The 15,133-nt window shown below is 71.7% G+C and carries 20 protein-coding genes; 9 read left to right on the plus strand and 11 right to left on the minus strand.

Features of this window, described 5'->3' with window-relative positions; all coding sequences use genetic code 11:
- The first annotated feature begins 31 nt into the window (after positions 1-31).
- Positions 32-1,597, plus strand: a complete 1,566-nt coding sequence (locus IEV65_RS06780) for a glutamate-cysteine ligase family protein (RefSeq protein ID WP_308642563.1) — start codon at positions 32-34, stop codon at positions 1,595-1,597.
- Here IEV65_RS06780 and IEV65_RS06785 read toward each other — a convergent pair.
- Positions 1,569-2,225, minus strand: coding sequence for a histidine phosphatase family protein (locus IEV65_RS06785; protein WP_371870150.1), 657 nt, complete (start codon positions 2,223-2,225; stop codon positions 1,569-1,571). The genes IEV65_RS06780 and IEV65_RS06785 overlap by 29 nt on opposite strands.
- A gap of 19 nt (positions 2,226-2,244) precedes the next feature.
- On the opposite strand from IEV65_RS06785, the gene IEV65_RS06790 reads away from it, so the two are divergent.
- Genes IEV65_RS06790 through IEV65_RS06810 form a run of 5 tightly spaced genes read left to right on the plus strand, consistent with a single transcriptional unit; the run spans position 2,245 to position 6,422 of the window.
- Positions 2,245-2,673 carry an OsmC family protein gene (locus tag IEV65_RS06790; protein ID WP_188428984.1) on the plus strand — a complete coding sequence of 143 codons (429 nt, stop codon included), beginning with the start codon at positions 2,245-2,247 and terminating at the stop codon, positions 2,671-2,673.
- Entirely contained in the window at positions 2,670-3,926 is a 1,257-nt protein-coding gene (locus IEV65_RS06795; protein ID WP_229734980.1) for an APC family permease, read from the plus strand. The genes IEV65_RS06790 and IEV65_RS06795 overlap by 4 nt, the downstream gene beginning before the upstream one ends.
- A 43-nt stretch (positions 3,927-3,969) precedes the next feature.
- The gene (locus IEV65_RS06800; protein ID WP_188428986.1) at positions 3,970-4,947 is read left to right on the plus strand and encodes a GNAT family N-acetyltransferase; all 978 of its coding nucleotides are present in this window, start codon (positions 3,970-3,972) and stop codon (positions 4,945-4,947) included.
- A 33-nt stretch (positions 4,948-4,980) separates the two neighbouring features.
- Complete coding sequence (locus IEV65_RS06805; RefSeq protein WP_188428988.1) at positions 4,981-5,781, plus strand: alpha/beta fold hydrolase; 801 nt, start codon at positions 4,981-4,983, stop codon at positions 5,779-5,781.
- Positions 5,782-5,801: 20 nt separating this feature from the next.
- Entirely contained in the window at positions 5,802-6,422 is a 621-nt protein-coding gene (locus IEV65_RS06810; RefSeq protein WP_188428990.1) for an L-threonylcarbamoyladenylate synthase, read from the plus strand.
- An 11-nt stretch (positions 6,423-6,433) separates the two neighbouring features.
- Here IEV65_RS06810 and IEV65_RS06815 read toward each other — a convergent pair whose 3' ends face one another.
- The 4 genes from IEV65_RS06815 to IEV65_RS06830 all read right to left on the minus strand — a co-directional run bounded on the left by IEV65_RS06815 (position 6,434) and on the right by IEV65_RS06830 (position 8,918).
- On the minus strand, positions 6,434-6,781 hold the full coding sequence (locus IEV65_RS06815; RefSeq protein WP_188428993.1) for a hypothetical protein: 348 nt from the start codon (positions 6,779-6,781) through the stop codon (positions 6,434-6,436).
- 79 nt (positions 6,782-6,860) lie between these two features.
- A complete protein-coding gene (gene rlmC, locus IEV65_RS06820) occupies positions 6,861-7,982 on the minus strand; it encodes a 23S rRNA (uracil(747)-C(5))-methyltransferase RlmC (protein ID WP_188428995.1) in 1,122 nt (373 codons plus the stop codon).
- Positions 7,983-8,001: 19 nt separating this feature from the next.
- Positions 8,002-8,520 carry a DoxX family protein gene (locus IEV65_RS06825; RefSeq protein WP_188428997.1) on the minus strand — a complete coding sequence of 173 codons (519 nt, stop codon included), beginning with the start codon at positions 8,518-8,520 and terminating at the stop codon, positions 8,002-8,004.
- Positions 8,520-8,918, minus strand: a complete 399-nt coding sequence (locus IEV65_RS06830) for an HIT family protein (RefSeq protein ID WP_188428999.1) — start codon at positions 8,916-8,918, stop codon at positions 8,520-8,522. Before IEV65_RS06830 ends, IEV65_RS06825 begins: the two co-directional genes overlap by 1 nt.
- 31 nt (positions 8,919-8,949) lie before the next feature.
- On the opposite strand from IEV65_RS06830, the gene IEV65_RS06835 reads away from it, so the two are divergent.
- On the plus strand, positions 8,950-9,258 hold the full coding sequence (locus tag IEV65_RS06835; protein ID WP_188429001.1) for a DUF1330 domain-containing protein: 309 nt from the start codon (positions 8,950-8,952) through the stop codon (positions 9,256-9,258).
- 60 nt (positions 9,259-9,318) lie between these two features.
- Here the strand turns inward: IEV65_RS06835 and IEV65_RS06840 are convergent, their stop codons facing one another.
- Both IEV65_RS06840 and IEV65_RS06845 read right to left on the minus strand, forming a co-directional pair.
- Positions 9,319-9,741 carry a hypothetical protein gene (locus IEV65_RS06840; RefSeq protein ID WP_188429003.1) on the minus strand — a complete coding sequence of 141 codons (423 nt, stop codon included), beginning with the start codon at positions 9,739-9,741 and terminating at the stop codon, positions 9,319-9,321.
- A 158-nt stretch (positions 9,742-9,899) separates the two neighbouring features.
- A complete protein-coding gene (locus IEV65_RS06845) occupies positions 9,900-10,244 on the minus strand; it encodes a DUF4342 domain-containing protein (RefSeq protein WP_188429005.1) in 345 nt (114 codons plus the stop codon).
- A gap of 175 nt (positions 10,245-10,419) precedes the next feature.
- Here IEV65_RS06845 and mraY point away from each other — a divergent pair, with 175 nt between their 5' ends.
- Positions 10,420-11,532 (plus strand): phospho-N-acetylmuramoyl-pentapeptide-transferase, encoded by a 1,113-nt coding sequence (gene mraY, locus IEV65_RS06850; protein WP_188429007.1) that lies wholly within the window; start codon positions 10,420-10,422, stop codon positions 11,530-11,532.
- 100 nt (positions 11,533-11,632) lie between these two features.
- Here mraY and IEV65_RS06855 read toward each other — a convergent pair whose 3' ends face one another.
- The 3 genes from IEV65_RS06855 to IEV65_RS06865 all read right to left on the minus strand — a co-directional run bounded on the left by IEV65_RS06855 (position 11,633) and on the right by IEV65_RS06865 (position 13,588).
- Positions 11,633-11,863: a DUF2249 domain-containing protein gene (locus IEV65_RS06855; RefSeq protein ID WP_229734981.1), complete on the minus strand. Its 231-nt coding sequence runs from the start codon at positions 11,861-11,863 to the stop codon at positions 11,633-11,635.
- A gap of 580 nt (positions 11,864-12,443) precedes the next feature.
- Positions 12,444-13,157 carry an alpha/beta fold hydrolase gene (locus IEV65_RS06860; protein ID WP_268235337.1) on the minus strand — a complete coding sequence of 238 codons (714 nt, stop codon included), beginning with the start codon at positions 13,155-13,157 and terminating at the stop codon, positions 12,444-12,446.
- Positions 13,158-13,204: 47 nt separating this feature from the next.
- Complete coding sequence (locus IEV65_RS06865; protein ID WP_229734982.1) at positions 13,205-13,588, minus strand: MmcQ/YjbR family DNA-binding protein; 384 nt, start codon at positions 13,586-13,588, stop codon at positions 13,205-13,207.
- Between the two features lie 110 nt (positions 13,589-13,698).
- Here IEV65_RS06865 and IEV65_RS06870 point away from each other — a divergent pair, with 110 nt between their 5' ends.
- Positions 13,699-14,046, plus strand: coding sequence for a single-stranded DNA-binding protein (locus tag IEV65_RS06870; protein ID WP_188429015.1), 348 nt, complete (start codon positions 13,699-13,701; stop codon positions 14,044-14,046).
- Positions 14,047-14,051: 5 nt separating this feature from the next.
- Here IEV65_RS06870 and IEV65_RS06875 read toward each other — a convergent pair whose 3' ends face one another.
- Positions 14,052-15,116, minus strand: a complete 1,065-nt coding sequence (locus IEV65_RS06875; RefSeq protein ID WP_188429017.1) for an acyltransferase — start codon at positions 15,114-15,116, stop codon at positions 14,052-14,054.
- Positions 15,117-15,133 lie beyond the last annotated feature (17 nt).

Genomic DNA, 15,133 nt, shown 5'->3' on the forward strand with positions numbered 1-15,133 from the left:
GATGTGTTTGGATCGACGCATGGGTCAAGAGGTGAGCCAGAGCGACTTCTCCCGGGAACAGCGGCTGGCGTTCCGCGACAAGGTTCTCAAGGATCTGGACGTCTTCGAGCGGATGCTCGAAGGCAGCCGGTTCGACTTCACGCGCCCGCAGATGGGGCTGGAGATCGAGCTCAATCTCGTGCAGGCCGACGATCTGTCGCCAGCGCTGGTCAACAGCGAGGTGCTCGCCGAGATGACGGACGACGACTTCCAGACGGAGGTGGGGCGCTACAACATCGAGATGAACGTCCCGCCGCGCCCGATGGCCGGCGACCAGGCGGTGCGGCTGGAGCGCTGGCTGTGCCAGTCGCTGCGCCGCGCCGGTGACGCTGCCCGGGCGCACGACGCCAGGGTCGTCGAGATCGGCATCCTGCCCACCCTGATGCCCGAGCAGTTCGACCGGCCCTGGCTCTCGGACGGGGTGCGCTACCGCGCCCTCAACGACTCCCTGATCCGCGAGCGCGGCGAGGGTTTCGAGCTGGACATCCTCGGCCCGACGGGGGAGCGGGTCTCCAGCTACCACGACACGATCGGCCCGCTGTCCGGGTGCACCTCGGTCCAGCTGCACCAGCAGGTGACGCCGCAGGACTTCCCGGTCTACTGGAACGCCGCCTCGATCATCTCCAGCCTGCAGGTGGCCCTCGGGGCCAACAGCCCCTATCTCTTCGGTCGCCGGCTGTGGGCCGAGACCCGCATCCCGCTCTTCACCGCCATGACCGACACGCGCTCGGTGGAGCTCGTGCACCAGGGCGTGCGGCCGCGCGCCTACTTCGGCCAGGCGTGGATCACCTCGATCTTCGACCTGTTCGAGGAGAACGTCCGGTCCTTCCCGGCGCTGCTGCCCGAGATGTCCGACGAGGACTCCCTCGCCACCCTCGAGAGCGGCGGGACGCCCTCGCTGGTGGACCTGCGCCTGCACAACGGCACGGTATGGCGCTGGAACCGGCCGATCTACGACACCTCGCAGGGTGTGCCGCACCTGAGGGTGGAGAACCGCGTGCTTCCCGCGGGCCCCTCGGCCGTCGACATGGTCGCCAACGCCTGCTTCTACTACGGGCTCCTGGAGGCGATGACCTCCAGCGGCCGGCCGATCTGGACCAAGATGACGTTCGCGGACGCCGAGCGCAACTTCCGCGACGCGGCGAAGCACGGCATCACCTCCGTCCAGGTCTGGCCCGGTCTGGGCAAGATCCCGGCCGTCGACCTCGTCGCCGACCACCTGCTCTCCGTGGCGGACGACGGGCTGGCCGCGCTGGGCCTGCGCAGGGAGGTGCGCAGCCACTTCCTGTCCGTCATCGAGGGCCGGTGCCGCACCCGCACCAACGGCGCCAGCTGGCAGGTCGCGGTGACGGAGGCGCACGAGGCCGCGGGCTACTCGCGCGAGGAGGCCCTGCGCGAGATGCTCCGCCTCTACCTCGACCACTCCGAGGACAACCTTCCGGTGCACACCTGGCCGGTGCCGCAGGTCGAGCAGCGTCAGCCGGCCGACGAGCGTGCCGACGAGCGTGCGGACGAGGCGGAGGCAGCCCTCAGCGGCGCCGGTTCCACGCCTCGATGACCGGCGACTCGTGGTGGTGCCCGAGCACGGCCATCGAACCGACCTCGAAGGTCAGGTGGTCCCCGAAGCGGGGAGCCTGACGCAGGAAGACCGCCGCGAGGATGCGCAGCGCGTGACCGTGGCCCACGAGGCAGACGTCGCCCTCGAAGAGCATCGGGTGGACGCGGTCCAGCACCCTGCTCGCCCTGGCGGACACCTCCTCGACGGTCTCGCCCGGAGTGGCACCGGGCACGACGCCGTGCTCGAAGACGGTCCAGTGGTAGCCCAGCTCGGCCCGGATGTCGGCCGTGGAGCGGCCCTCGTAGCCGCCGTAGTCCCACTCCACGAGGTCGGGGTCGTACTCGTCGACGCTTAGGCCGGCGAGCTCGGCCGTGCGGCGCGCGCGGCCCAGCGGGGAGCACCGGACGTGCGCGAACGACATACCGGAGAGCAGGTCGCGCAGCGCGCGGGCGCCCTCCTCGCCCTCGGGCAGGAGCGGTAGCTCGGTGAGCCCGGTGTGCTGGCCCGACCGCGACCACTCCGTCTCCCCGTGCCGCACCAGGACCAGTCGACCGTCCGGGATGGCTGGGCCGGCGAGGGGTGCACGGTGCTCGGCGGACGGGGGGACCGGGGCAGGGGAGGGGGACACGACTGGCAGACTACGGGCCATGGCTGCTGACGCGCACCGTTCGGTGTCCCTCACCCGTACCGGCCCGTTGAGCTTCGAGGCGACCAACCCCCGGGGCGGTCGGATCTCGATGTCCTCCGGGGAGTCGTCCGAGTTCACCCCCGTGGAGCTGCTCCTCGCGGCCGTGGCGGGCTGCTCGGGCGTCGACGTCGACGCGCTCACGACGCGTCTGGCCGGGCCGGAGTCCTTCGAGATCCAGGTGAGCGGGGAGAAGCTGCGGGACGGTGACGGCAACCACATGGGGCCGATCACCGTGCGCTTCCAGGTGACCTTCCCCGACGGGGAGGCCGGTGACGCCGCCAGGGAGCGACTGCCGGAGGCGGCGCGGATGTCCCGCGACCGGCTGTGCACCGTCTCGCGGACGGTGCAGCTGCCCACCGAGGTCCGCTTCGAGGTCGGCGACCAGTGAGCCACCCGTCGTTGCGCCGGACGATGGGGCTCTCCGACGCGGCGACGGTGGGTCTGGGCTCGATGGTGGGGGCGGGCGTCTTCGCGGTCTGGGCGCCGGCCGCGCAGGCCGCCGGGGGCCTGGTGCTGCTCGCTCTGGCCCTCGCCGGCGCGGTCGCGGTGTGCAACGCGCTGTCGTCTGCGGCCCTGGCGGCCCGCTACCCGTCGGCCGGGGGGACCTACGTCTACGGCACGCGCCGGCTGGGGCCCGTCTGGGGCTATCTGGCCGGCTGGTGCTTCGTCGTCGGCAAGACCGCGTCCTGCGCCGCGATGGCGATGACGGTCGGCAGCTACCTGGTGCCCGGTGCGTCGCGGGCCGCCGGTGTCGTGGCGGTCGTCGCCGTGACCGGCCTCAACCTCCTCGGTGTCCAGCGCTCCGTGACGGCCTCGCGGGTGATCGTCAGCCTCGTCGGCTGCGCGCTGCTGGGCGTGGCGGTCGCGGCCGTGCTGCCCCGCGCGGACGGCCCGCTGTGGGACGCCGGCCAGCTCCTGGACGGTGACGCCAGCACGTTCGGCGTCCTCCAGGCCGCCGGGCTGCTCTTCTTCGCGTTCGCCGGCTACGCCAGGATCGCCACGCTGGGTGAGGAGGTGCGCGACCCGGAGCGGGTGATCCCGCGCGCTATCGTGCTGGCGCTGTCCGTCGTCCTGGTGCTCTACGTCGTCGTCGGCGTCACGGTCCTCGGCGTGCTCGGCCCGGACGGCACCGCTGTCTCCTCGGCGCCGGTGGCCGAGGTCGCCGCGCTGGTCTGGGGACCGGAGGCCGCGTGGGTGGTCCGGGGCCTCGCCGGGGTGGCCGCCCTGGGCGCGCTGCTCAACCTGGTGCTCGGCATCTCGCGCACCTCGCTGGCGATGGCCCGCGACGGCCACCTCCCGCGCGTGCTCACGACCGTGTCCGGTCCGGCGTCCGTCCCGCGCGTCGCCGAGCTGGTCGTCGGTGTCGTGGTCCTCGTCGTGGTCCTCCTCGCCGACCTGCGCGGGGCCATCGGCTTCTCCAGCTTCGGCGTGCTGCTCTACTACGGGGTCGCCAACGCCTCGGCGTTCACCCTGAGGCACGAGAGCCGGCTCGGCGCATGGATCCCTGCCCTGGGTCTGGTGGGCTGTCTCGTCCTGGCGGTCAGCCTGCCGACCGCCTCGGTGATCGGTGGTGCCGCGCTGGTGGCCCTGGGCATGCTCGTGTATGCCGCGCGCGCCCGCCTGGCGCGGTCCGGCGCTTGATAAACCGGGTGCAGCGACCGGCCCCGGCCTGCAGACTGGTCGCATGGACGGGAACGACGGCGGGGCGACGGTCACGGCATACACCTGGAGGCACCTGGAGGAGGGTGACGTGCCGGCCTGGGCCGCGCTCGTCAACCACCTCGCGGAGGTGGACGGCACGGAGGAGTTCTACCGCGAGGAGGACCTGCGCGAGGAGCTCGGGCACGACGGCGTCGACCCGGCGCGCGACACGGTCGCGGCCTGGGACGGCGACGTGATGGTCGCCTACGGCAGCGTGGTGGTCCCGCGGTCCCCTGACCACGAGGGGCAGGGGCGGGCCTTCATCGGCGGCGGGGTGCGGGCGGAGCACCGCGGACGCGGGCTCGGTCGCGAGGTCATGGACCGGACCGAGCCGCGCGCGGTCGAGCTGCTGGAGGAGCGCCACCCGGACGCCACCTCCTTCGTCCGGGCCTACGGCATGAGGCCAGGATCGAGTGCCGAGCGGATGATGGAGCGGCGCGGCTACCGCGTCGTGCGCTACTTCAACGAGCTCAAGCGCCCCCTCGACACCCCGGTCGAGGTTCCGCCGGTCGACGGCGCGCAGCTCGTCTCGCCCGGAGGGGAGCATGAGGAGCCCACCCGGCTGGCGCACAACGAGGCGTTCAAGGACCACTGGGGCAGCGGCCCGCAGACGGCGGAGTCGTGGCACGAGAACTGGACGGGAGGGTCCGCACGCCCCGCGCTGTCGACGGTGGCCGTGGCCCCCGACGGGCAGGTGCTGGCCTACGTCCTGTGCAGCGAGTGGGTGGACCGTCATCTCTACGTCAACCTCGTCGGGACCGTCCGCGAGGCCCGCGGGCGGGGTCTGGCGCAGGCGGCGCTCCTGCGCTCCATCGACCTGGGCACCCGGTCCGGCGACTACGACGTGATCGAGCTGGGGGTCGACTCCGAGAACCCCTCCGGCGCGACGCGGCTCTACGAGAAGGTCGGCTTCGTGCACAACCTGCAGACCATGTCCATGCAGCGCGACCTGCCGCTCTGAGCCCCCGCGCTTCGGCCACGTAGGCTCGGCGGGGTGAGCACCGAGGGACTGCACAGCACGACGGTCGGCAGCGCGGGGCCCTTCGTGGTCTTCCTGCACGGGCTCTTCGGGCGCGGCCGCAACTTCAGCACCGCTGCCAAGGCGCTGCAGCCCGATGCCCGGGCCGTGCTGGTGGACCTGCCCAACCACGGCGCGTCGCCGTGGACCAGCCACGTGGACTACCGCCAGATGGCGGGCGCGGTCGCCGACCTGCTCCGCGCCGGCCCGGCCGTCGACGGCCCGGTGCACGTGGTCGGCCACTCCATGGGCGGCAAGACGGCCATGGCGCTCGCGCTCGAGCATCCCGAGCTCGTGGACCGCCTGGTCGTGGAGGACGTGAGCCCGGGGGGCACCGGCGAGGTCAGCGAGTTCGAGCACCTGCTGGGCTCACTGGCCCGCATCGACCTGGCGAGCGTGCAGAGCCTGCGCGACGCGGACGCCCAGCTGGCCCGCGACGTGCCGCAGCCGACCCTGCGCGGCTTCCTCCTGCAGAACCTGCGCCGCGACGACCAGGGCGGCTTCGCCTGGCAGGCCAACCTGGAGCTCCTCCGGCGCGAGCTGCCGACGATCACCGGTGACATCCCGCAGGTGGCCGGGACCGCCAGCTTCGACGGTCCCGTCCTCTGGGTGGCCGGTGGGGAGTCGGACTACGTCAGCGAGGACCAGGGGCCGCTGATGCGCCGGCTCTTCCCGCAGACGCGCAAGGTGACGGTCAAGGGGGCGACCCACTGGGTGCACTCGCAGAGGCCGGAGGTCTTCGCGGAGGTGCTCCGCAGGTTCCTGCTCGACGGTTGAGTCCTCACTAGAGTGGCTCCATGGCGCGCTTCCTCGACATCCACCCGGTCGACCCCCAGCCCCGGCTCGTGGAGCAGCTCGCAGCGACGCTGCGCGACGGTGGGGTCGCCGCCTTCCCGACGGACGCCTGCTACACCCTGGGCGCCCGCCTGGGCGACCCCGACGCCAAGCAGCGGCTGATCGACATACGCCGGCTCGACGACAACCACCACTTCACGCTCATGTGCGCCGACTTCGCCCAGCTCGGGCAGCTGGTGCAGCTGGACAACCACGTCTTCCGCGCCGTGAAGGCCGCGACGCCGGGCCCCTACACCTTCATCCTGCCCGCGACGCGCGAGGTGCCGCGCCGGCTGCTGCACCCCAGGAAGAAGACGGTCGGCGTGCGCATCCCCGACGACCCGATCTGCCACGCGCTGCTCGCCGCCATGGGCGAACCGCTGCTGACCAGCACCCTGATCCTCCCCGGCGACGAGGAACCGCTGAGCTTCGGGTGGGAGATCAAGGAGCGGCTCGACCATCTCGTCGAGGTCGTCGTCGACGGGGACCAGACGGGGCAGGAGCCCACCACCGTGGTGGACCTCAGTGAGGGGTATGCCGAGGTCGTCCGGGTCGGTGCCGGGGACCCGGCCCCGTTCGGCTGAGCGAGGAAGCGTCAGGCGACCGGGTCGGGCTGGGCGGCCCAGTCCAGCGTCAGGTCAGGGACACCCAGGTCGTCGGCGAGCTGGCCCTGGAGCACCTGCTCGATGTGCTCACGGCGCTCGGTGTCAGGTGCCTTGACGTCGAAGCGCAGCCCCTCCTGCCCGTCGACCACCGCGCGGATCCGCACCGACCCGCCCTCGCGGAAGGGCACGGTGTAGCCGTCCTCCCAGCGCAGCGAGCCGCGCTGCAGCTTGGACGCGGTGATGAACTCCTCGAGCCGCTCCTGGGGCCGGTCCACGGCGACGAAGGCGGAGGAGCGCTCCATGGGCAGGTCGGGGACGGCGTCGAACGTGTTGGGCATGGTCGGACCACCTTGTCGTCATGCTGGCAGGGACGTCGGGCCCAGTCTTGCACCACCCCGGCGCGTGACCGGCCCCGGGTCAGCGGCGCCGCAGGCTGACCATGACCTCGTGGTGGGCGGTCTGCGGGAACATGTCGAAGAGGCGGGCCTCCCGCACCTGTAGCGACGGCATCGCGGCGAGGTCACGGGCCAGCGAGCCCGCGTGGCAGCTGGAGTAGATCACGTGCTCCACGCCGGAGCCCTCCAGCCAGCGCGCGAGCGACCCGATCCCGCGGCGTGGTGGGTTGACCACGACCAGGTCGGGCGCCTCGCGCTCCTGGAGGTATGTCGTGGCGTCGCCGACCTCGAAACGGGCTCGGCTCGCGCCGAGCTCGCGGGCGCTCGTGGTCGCGCTCAGCACCGCCTCGGGAGAGACCTCGATCCCCAGGACGTCCCGGCCGTCGGCCAGGAGGTGCAGGGCGAAGCCGCCGACGCCGCAGTAGAGGTCCCAGACCGACGACGGGGCGACCTCGTCCGCCCACGCCCGGGCCTGCCGGTAGAGCGCCGAGGCGACCGCGGTGTTGGTCTGGAAGAAGCTGCGGGTGCGCAGGTGCAGGGTGATGTCGTTGACCCTCATCGGCAGCGTCTCCTGCTCCGTGAGCAGGACCTCCTCCGGGCCCTCCAGCACCGCCTTGTGCTCGGGCTGCAGGTTGACGCTCACGACCCGCGTGCCGGGCAGCGCCTCACCCAGGGCAGGGACCAGCTCGCGCACCCGCGTGAGCTGCCCGGGGGAGCGCAGCACGAAGCGCGCCATGAGCTCGCCGTCGGGGGAGTGGGTGAGGAGGACGTGCTTGAGCTCACCCTGCCGCGCGGGCACGTCATACGGGGTGAGTCCCGACCCGCGCAGGAGCTCAGCGGTCGTGAGGACCGCCTCATGCAGCCCGGCCTCGTGCAGGCCGCAGTGGCGCAGGTCCACACCCCGACCGTCCGGACCGAGGATCCCCACCGTGGGGGAGCCCTTGACGCCACCGACGACGAGCTTGGCCTTGTTGCGGAAGCCGGACTCGGCGCTGGTGACCGGGGACTGCCAGGCCTCCGCCGGCACCGCTCCGGCCAGGACCTCGGCGACGCGCGCCTGCTTCAGGGCGAGCTGCGCGGCATACCCCGTGCCCATGAGCGTGCAGGAACGGCACACGCCGGCGTCGAAGTAGTGGCACTGCACGAGGATCAGCCTAGGTGCGTCAGGGACGGCCACCGGTGCGCATGGCGTCCAGCGACCAGCGTCCGGCGCCGGTGAAGGCCAGCGGCAGCGCCAGTGCCACGTAGAGCAGCGCGGCCTCTCCGGTCAGGCCGCCCGAGGCGTCGAGCGCGCGATAGTCGAGGCGGGTCACGACCGCCAGCCCCCAGATGGCGGCCATCATCGCCGCGACGAGGAACGCGGCCGGCCGGGTGAAGAGCCCCACCGCGAGCAGCACGGGCAGCGCCGTCTGGCCGGCGAGCACGAGCCAGGCGACCAGCTCGGGCGCGGCGCCGCCGACGAGGTTGGTGGCCACCTGGTCGGTGAAGGCGCCGACGCCCCGGGCCTTGGCCACGCCGTGGGGCAGGAGCAGGAGGGCGCCGAGACGCAGCAGCAGAAGCCCGAAGTCGAGGCCACGCCCGTGCTGCTCGGCGCGGTCGTCGGGCTCGCCCTCCCAGTCGTAGACGCCGCGGTGGAAGTCGTCCGCCTCGTCGGGCAGGCGCGTTCCTCCGGCGGACGCCATCACCTCTGCCCGAGGGCCGTGCGCAGGGCCTCCCCGTCCGTGGCCAGCTCGGCGGGGGAGAGGCGCATACGCGCGGCGAGGTCGAAGTCTCCCGGGCCGTTCGCGGCAAAGACGTGGAGGTGGGCGTGCGGCACCTCGAACCCCTGCACGATCATCCCCACCCGCTCCCCGCCGAAGGTGGCGAGCTGAGCGCGGCCGATGCGGGCGGCCACCTCCATGAGGTGGCTGACGGTGGCGGCGTCCAGGTCGATCCAGTGGTCGACCTCCTCCCGCGGCACGACGAGGGCGTGGCCGCGCGTGAGGGGCTCGATGTCGAGGAAGGCGGCGCAGACGTCGTCGGACCACACGATCTGGCCGGGGATCTCGCCGCCGATGATCTTGGTGAAGAGCGTCGCCATACCGGACAGCGTAGGGGTCTAGGTTGGGCGCATGGCGAAGGGTTACTGGGTCGGGCGGGTCACGGTGAACGACGAGGAGGGCTACCGGCGCTACGTCCAGGCCAACGCGACCGCGTTCGCTCGGTATGGCGCGCGCTTCCTGGTCCGCGGCGGCCAGTTCGAGGCGGTCGAGGGGCAGGCGCGCCCCCGCAACGTCGTCATCGAGTTCCCGGACTACGCCGCTGCGCTCGCGTGCTACCGCTCCCCGGAGTATGCCGAGGCGATGGCGCACCGCCTGACCGCCGCCGAGGCCGACATCATCGTGGTCGAGGGCTACGACGGGCCGCAGCCGGGGGAGTAGCGCAGCAGCGGCCCCGGCGAAGACAGGCTCCGCCGGGGCCGGAGGTTGGTGCCGCGAGGGTCAGCCGCAGTCGACCTGGGACGCGGCCCCGATGTACGTGCCGACCATCTGCATGGGCAGCTCGGACCCGGCGCCGAAGTACTCCAGGCCCTTGCCGTTTGCGCCGTTGGGGGCCATCCGACCGGTCTCCTTGGGGTCGCCGATCGTCATCTTGGCGAAGATCTTGATGCCGACGGGCAGACCAGCGGCCTCGAGCGCGTCGTAGCCCGCCTGGCGGGCGGCGTCGCACTCGGTGACGTAGCCGGCCTCGAGGTCGGCCCCCATCTCGGCGCTGAAGACCATCCAGTTGGCCGAGGTCGGGCCCTCGAGGGTGTACATCGGGATGAAACAGTGGTGCGCCATGGCCGGGACGGCTCCGAGGGCGACGGCGGCCACGGCGGCTGCGCCGGCGGTGAGGCCGCGGCGGACGGTGGTGCGGAACATGCTCTTCCTCCTGCTGTTCGGGTGTCACGGGACCGGTTGGTTCCCACCTGCCCGACCAGCCAACCGCGCGCCGACCGTCACCGGCATCCGTCGAAGGAGTGGAGCTCGTCATCCTTGGGGATGACGAGCTCCAGAGGGGGTGGGCGGCGTGGCACCGATCAGGAGGGATGGCCCGTGGGCTCGTCCTGGTCGCCGTCGGGGTCTCCTGCCACGTCGGTCGGGGTAGTGCCGGGGTCAGCCACGCGCTCGACGTCGAGGCGCACCTTGGCCAGAGCCCCGCCGACCGCGGCCATCGCCGCGAAGACCGGGCCCGTGACGACGGCCAGCGCGCCGCCGGCCAGGCCCCAGGTCAGCGGGATGCTGAGCAGTTCCTTGTCGTCCTGGGTGCGGATGACCACCCGCCTGTTGTCGGCGTCCTTGGCGAGCTCCTTCACCCGCTCGACCAGCTCGTTGCCGGCGACCTCCAGACGGTCCGTGATGGTGCGACGGTTCGGGTCGGACATGGGATCTCCTCCTGACGGTCGGGTGAACCTCTCTACGGCCACCGTAGCCACTTCCACGACGGGTGTCAGGAGGTCCTGGCCGGTGTTCCGGGTTGGTGGAGCGGGCGGGGTGGCTTAGCGTTGCCCCGGCTGCCTGGGGCGGCCGACCTGACGGTCGCGAGCGAGGGAGTACCAGGTGGTCAACGTCATGCTGGCCGGAGGCATCGCGATGCTGGTAGCCCTGCTGTGCACGCCGCTGTTCATCCGCTACCTCGTCCGCCACAGCTACGGACAGTTCATCCGGGACGACCTGACCCATCACCACGTCAAGCGCGGCAAGCCGACGATGGGTGGGGCGGTCATCATCGGGGCCGCGATCATCGGCTACTTCGCCTCGCACGGTGTCCTCCTGCTGACCGACGCCCTGGGGTGGCTCGAGGTGACGCGCAGCAGGGTGTCCCTCAGCGCCCTGCTGGTGCTCTTCCTCCTCACCGGGCTGGGTCTGGTGGGTTTCCTGGACGACTACACCAAGATCCGCAAGGAACGCAGCCTCGGGCTCACCTCCGGACAGAAGCTCGTCGGTCAGACCCTCGTGACCGTGGTCTTCGCCCTGGCGGCGCTGCTCGTCAAGGACGAGAACGGTCGGGTGCCGGCCTCGACGGCGGTCTCCTTCGTCAGGGACACCGGGATCGACCTGGCCTTCGCCGGGCCCGTCCTCGGTCTCGTCCTGTTCGTCGCCTGGGCGAGCCTGCTCATCGCCGGGGCGTCCAACGGTGTCAACATCACGGACGGTCTGGACGGGCTGGCGACCGGGGCCTCGGTCATGGTGTTCGGGGCCTACACGATGATCGCGCTCTGGCAGGACACCCAGAGCTGCCGGCTCTCGCCCGGGCCCAACTGCTACGCGATCAGCGACCCGCTGGACCTGGCCGTCGTCTCCTGCGCCATCGCGGGCGCGTGCTTCGGCTTCCTGTGGTGGAACGCGTCACCGGCGCGGATCATCATGGGGGACACCGGGTCCTTGTCGCTGGGCGCCGCCCTGGCGGGGATGGCCATCCTGACCCGGACCGAGCTGCTGCTGGTGATCCTGGGCGGCCTGTTCGTCATCGTCACCTCGTCGGTGATCATCCAGGTGATCAGCTTCAAGCTGACCGGCCGACGCGTCTTCAGGATGGCGCCGCTGCACCACCACTTCGAGCTCCTGGGTTGGGCCGAGGTCACGATCGTGGCCAGGTTCTGGATCGTCGCGGGCATCTGCGTCTCCGCAGGGCTGGCGGTCTTCTACGGCGACTGGCTGGTCCGGCTCTAGGACCGCCGCCCGCTGCCGAGAGATCCATGGTCAGGCTCCGTGCTCGGGCGACCTCCCGTCTTCAGGCTCGGGGGAGAAGGCGTCTCGAGGCCGGATGGCTTCAGGCGGCGACCCGGGCGATCCTGATGCGCCAGGTCTCGGGGCCCTCCTCGAGCGGCTCCCACTCGAACTGGCCGCCGTGCTCGGCGGCGAACTGGTAGTAGAGCGGCTTGGGGTCGTGGTCGTTCACCAGCTCAAAGGCGTCGCCGGGCGTGAGCCGGTTCCACGTCTCGAAGATCAGCTGGTGGCGGCGGGCCGGGGGCTCCTGACGGACGTCGAGCTCAGTGCTCACGAGATGCTCCTTCACAGAGGGGTTGGTGTCCTCTTTATAACGCATATAGATCTGACGCTGAGGGCGGGGGCACAACTGGTCGGGGGCGCAACTGGTCCTGGGCACAACGGGTCCCGGCTCGGAGACGGGCTGGGCTTGACCCAGCGGTGCTGCGAGCAGGCACCCCGCCGGCGTGAGAGCGGGCCAGGTGCAGCACCGCCGGCGGCAATGAGCCGGGCCCCAACGGTTCAACGGCTGTCGCGGGGAAGTGGCCGGGTGGCGGTCAGGGATTCCTCTCGCGGTCCTCGCGCGACGATCAGTTTACATAATGTGACTTATCGGCGATCGAACAACGGGGCTCCACGACCCCTCCGGCGGGTCAGGTCAGGCGAGACACACGCTGCATGAGAGTGCTTCCGTCCTGACGACACGCCCGACCTGGGCCGACCAGAGCGCGCATGTGCGCTCTCTGGCCGCCGCCACCTGGGCATGTCGCCGGGACAGATGTCCGGCGGGCTCTCGCTCGTGGCGGATGAGTGACCTCACGCCCGCGGTCGGCGACCTGGTCCCGACTCATCACGTCCCGTGCCCACCAGTTCATTCAACGGGGAATCAGAGCCAAGATCGCCCCGAGGTCCTCCACGTGCGCGTTGTGCCCCAGAGCGGCCAGCGACACCGCGTCGTCCTGCAGGTCAGCGAGCTGCGCATGCGTCACCATCCCGTCGTGCTCTCCGCGGGCCAGCACCACAGGACACCCGGCATCTCCGACGAGCGCCCGCATGTCGAAGGCGCCGACACCGAACGTCCGTGGGTCCTGGGCCAGGCTCCAGCCGTCGCCACGGTCGACGATGCCCGCGTCCACGACCGCATCCTCGGCCGGCACCAGCCCGGCCAGACCAGAGACCTTGAGGAACCGCTCGGCCGCCTCCGCCCTCGAGGCGAAGACCTTCGGTGGTCGCTGCGGCAGTGCCTGTGCGAAGTCCAGCTCCTCAGGGGTCCAGGCGACCTTGACACCCAGCGCGACCACGGACCGGACCCGCTGCGGCACCAGGCCAGCCAGCGTGAGCGCCACCACGCCGCCCATCGAGTGGCCGACCACGTCGACGGATTCGTCAGGCAGCAGCGCCAGGACGTGTCTGGCGTGCTTCTCGAAGCTGTATGGCGCGTCCCATCCCGCGGAGCCGTGTCCGGGCAGGTCGGGAGAGAACCCGGCCCCACGCCATACCTCCCCGACCGCGCCCAGGCCATGCAGGAACAAGGTTGACATAACGTCGGCCCCTCTCGTGGATGGGCCTGATCGGCCTCCTGACGCAATCTAGCGTCTGACGAAGACTCTTGGGCTCATGCCCGCGGGCGCGAGCCTCAGGCCCGACCGCCCGACGCCCACGACTGCAGGACCTCCTCGGCGAGCCGGCGGGGCGCCTGGACGCAGTAGGAAGCCACCAGGAGCTCCTCGACCTCGTCCCAGTCGGTGGTGTCGTCGATCACCAGCCCCACGACGTCGGTGCCCCACCCTGCCCGGAAGTAGGGCTCCCCCATCGCCTCGAACGCGAGCACCTCGTCGGGCTCCGCACGGAGGACGATCCGGAACCGCTGGTCCTCGCCGCCGAAGATGTGCGCCACCGTCGCGTTGCCGACGCGCCATCGCACACCGGTCCACGCAGCCTCGGCGCGGCAGCGCGGCAGCGCCGCGAGAACGTGGTCGCAGCGCTGCACCCACTCCTCGGGGACCTCCGGCCTGGCCACCCCGTCACCGTAGTGCACGGTGTCCACATCCCCTGGGGCCGACGACGGCTCGTCCACAGGTTGGCTCGACCCCCTTCCTCGCCAGGCCGCTCCCCCGCAGGCTGAGCCGTATGACGAACGAGGCGGCACCGGCGAACGAGGTGCGACTGGTCGGACGAGTGAGCGGGGAGCCGAGCGTCCGTGAGATGCCCAGCGGCGACGAGCTCGTGCAGCTGCGGGTCGTCGTCCCACGCCCCCGGTCCAAGCGGGACGGTGGCCGTCGGCAGGTGGACACCATCGACGTGGCCTGCTGGTCCGGGCGGGTGCGTCAAAAGGCCCGAAGGCTCACCGACGGCCAGGGGGTCGAGGTGGTCGGTGGTCTGCGGCGCCGGTTCTTCGCCGCCCAGGGCGGTCGGGCGTCCCGGTACGAGGTCGAGGCCTCGTCGTTGCGGAGCGTGGAGCTGGGAGAAACCGGGTGACGCTCCTACAGGACGGAGCGGACGCCCGGCACCCGCCGCAGGACGAGGACCAGCGCCGTCGTGACGGCAGCCACGGCGACGAACCTGAGCACCAGGACCGGCCACGACGCGACCGGCTCCCCCAGCAGGCCGACGTCAAGACCCACCAGCAGCACGAGATAGTGCAGCGCGAATATGCCCATCGTGGCCGACGCGACAGGATCGACGACCCGCATCACCCTGGGGGCGGCGAGACCGGCGAGCGCGCCGTCGGGACGGACCAGGGACTGAGCCAGCATCAGCACGAGGACCGACAGGGCTGCCACGGGGAGGCTGTAGTAGTGGACACCGAGCCACTGCTCGAGCCAGCCCGGCGCGGCGGGGTTGCGCCACTGCCAGGTCATCTGAGCGACCAGGAGCACGGTCGCGAGGGCCGCGGGCACGAGCCAGCGGCGCGGCAGCACCGCACCGCGCAGCGCCCAGCCCATGAGGTAGGCGCCGACGTAGGGCAGCCACCACGTCCACGCCGCGTGGCTCAGCCCGACCCGCCCTCCGTCGGACCCCAGGGGCCAGGTCGACAGGACGGGCACGGCATACCCGATCAGAGCCGCGACCACCCACTCCCGACGCCCCGACGACGCGACCCACGGCACGAGGACGGGGGTGATGAGGGACAGCCCCAGCACGATCCAGAAGAAGTACAGGTGCGGGGCGACCTGGCCCTGCACCACCTTCGCCAGCGTGGGACCGAGGCCCTGCCACCAGCCGTCGCGGGTCAGGGCCATGTACGCCACGTACACGACGTGCCAGACGACGAGCCCCGGGACCAGGCGCGCGACCCTCCTGCGCAGGTAGGGGCCGCTCCCCCGCCACCGGCCGGGGTCCAGCGACAGTGCGCCGGACAGCATGACGAACACCGGAACCGCCCAGATGAAGCCGAGGTCCAGAGCACGGGCCACCCACCCGTCGAGGGTGCTGGTCGATCCCGGCCCGGCCGCGGTGCCGCCCACCGTGTGGATCATGACGACACCGAGGATCGCGACGACCCGTAGCCAGCTGACCCAGGCGAGCGGCGTGGCGGGGGACGTCATGGGCCACACTGTCGCAC

It is taken from the genome of Ornithinimicrobium tianjinense, from assembly GCF_014636495.1.
Taxonomy (GTDB): domain Bacteria; phylum Actinomycetota; class Actinomycetes; order Actinomycetales; family Dermatophilaceae; genus Ornithinicoccus; species Ornithinicoccus tianjinensis.

Coding starts and splice junctions, on each gene's coding strand:
- IEV65_RS06790 (WP_188428984.1), top strand. CDS start 2,245: ATGGCTGCTGACGCGCACCGTTCGGTGTCCCTCACCCGTACCGGCCCG.
- IEV65_RS06875 (WP_188429017.1), bottom strand. CDS start 15,116: ATGACGTCCCCCGCCACGCCGCTCGCCTGGGTCAGCTGGCTACGGGTC.
- IEV65_RS06835 (WP_188429001.1), top strand. CDS start 8,950: ATGGCGAAGGGTTACTGGGTCGGGCGGGTCACGGTGAACGACGAGGAG.
- IEV65_RS06840 (WP_188429003.1), bottom strand. CDS start 9,741: ATGTTCCGCACCACCGTCCGCCGCGGCCTCACCGCCGGCGCAGCCGCC.
- IEV65_RS06845 (WP_188429005.1), bottom strand. CDS start 10,244: ATGTCCGACCCGAACCGTCGCACCATCACGGACCGTCTGGAGGTCGCC.
- IEV65_RS06815 (WP_188428993.1), bottom strand. CDS start 6,781: ATGCCCAACACGTTCGACGCCGTCCCCGACCTGCCCATGGAGCGCTCC.
- IEV65_RS06830 (WP_188428999.1), bottom strand. CDS start 8,918: ATGGCGACGCTCTTCACCAAGATCATCGGCGGCGAGATCCCCGGCCAG.
- IEV65_RS06870 (WP_188429015.1), top strand. CDS start 13,699: ATGACGAACGAGGCGGCACCGGCGAACGAGGTGCGACTGGTCGGACGA.
- IEV65_RS06825 (WP_188428997.1), bottom strand. CDS start 8,520: ATGGCGTCCGCCGGAGGAACGCGCCTGCCCGACGAGGCGGACGACTTC.
- IEV65_RS06800 (WP_188428986.1), top strand. CDS start 3,970: ATGGACGGGAACGACGGCGGGGCGACGGTCACGGCATACACCTGGAGG.
- IEV65_RS06810 (WP_188428990.1), top strand. CDS start 5,802: ATGGCGCGCTTCCTCGACATCCACCCGGTCGACCCCCAGCCCCGGCTC.